2 protein-coding genes are annotated in these 1,468 nt (G+C 60.6%); both read right to left on the minus strand.

Features of this window, described 5'->3' with window-relative positions:
* Positions 1 to 655: hypothetical protein (locus tag DVK07_RS19155; RefSeq protein WP_121598477.1), on the minus strand; the 655-nt coding region annotated here is incomplete at its 3' end.
* Positions 655 to 1,468: hypothetical protein (locus DVK07_RS19160; RefSeq protein ID WP_121598478.1), on the minus strand; the 814-nt coding region annotated here is incomplete at its 5' end. The genes DVK07_RS19155 and DVK07_RS19160, both read right to left, overlap by 1 nt.

Below are 1,468 nucleotides of genomic sequence, written 5' to 3' on the forward strand. Positions count from 1 at the left end.
TGAGCCTCGCCGCCGGCCGATCGCCCGGATCACTCGTCACAGCCAGCGTCACCAACGGCGACCACAACACGGTTCGATGCGGCGACACCACATCACTCTCTAACGCCGCTTCGACACCGGCATCAGCGGCCGACGACTCACCTGGATGCACCGCCAAATAAAGCTCATCGAAGGTCCGGCCTGCTCGGTACTCGGACAACAGCGCCGCCGTCAACAGCACGTGGTACTTCAGCGACGTGTACGGATAATACACGGATTCGTTGAACGCCGCCGCCACGTCGCTCGTCAGCCACGTTGCGTGTAGTCGAGGCGCATCATCAGATACCACCAACGATCGGAACCCGCCATCCGCTGCCGCCTCGATCCGGTCAGATTCAGTCGCAGACTCACCCGTCAACAGCGACAATCGGTATGGAGACGAGTGATTTGCCACCGTCTGTTCCGGCTCGCCCGACGGCCGACTGAGCAACGCCGCATCACTATCCGCACCACGCGGTACGGCCTCGTTCACCGGCACACCGTGGTACACCTCAGCACCCGACCCGTGCCGCCGACCATTCATTTTGTGTACATCGTGGCGATACACGGCTACCATCGGATCAGCAACTGTCTCACCGACCGCGTCAGCATCCACCATCTCACGAGCATCAGCCATCAGAGATCACCTCGCTCTCCCTCGTCGAGACTGTCGTGACGATCGATCGCCGCGCCCAGCTCGCCGTCAGAATCGCTTACACGCGCCTGTAAGGCCCGCGTGAACTCTTCGCGGTAGACTTCACGCCACTGCTCGTCTTTCTCTCGCATCACTGTCGTCGCGTTCTGCGCCCGATTGTACACGCGACGGATCTCCTGCTCAGAGTACAACGGATTCAGCACGTCCACATCAGCAATCCCCGCACCGAAATTCCGCGCACCACCCAGCTGGAACTCGAACGTATCACTCTTCGAATTGAGCAACGATACCGCTTCTAGCAACAACCCGACGAACTCCGGTTTCAGCGTTCGCAGCGTCAACAGCCACGTCCCCTCGACGTTCCCGACTACGTCACGGGTGGCGTGCCGAAGCGGTTCCCCACCATCCCTGTCGTTCCGCGACCTCACCTGCGTGTGTAACTGCCGGTAATGCGCCTCGGCTTCACCACGGAGAACATCGACCTGGGAGCGAACCGGCGAGAACCGAATCGGCCGGCGCAGTAGCTCACCCGGCTTATCACCGAATCCACCGAACAGCTCGTAGACAACACAGCCAACGTCGGAATCGCCTGCCTCAACGCAAGCTCCTTTCTCGTGGTACCCCTGGCTCAGATCACGATCGTACACATCCGCGCGCATATAATCCGCATTCGGCTCACCCGGATGGCACGCCGACATCCCAGCAATCTGCAGGACACGCTCACAGCCGTGACGTAACCAGCCCGACAGCGTGAACGGCGAAATCTGCCCGCGAATCTGATTCATCGCATCATCC

Source organism: Halorubrum sp. Atlit-26R (assembly GCF_003666015.1).
In the GTDB taxonomy this organism is placed as follows: domain Archaea; phylum Halobacteriota; class Halobacteria; order Halobacteriales; family Haloferacaceae; genus Halorubrum.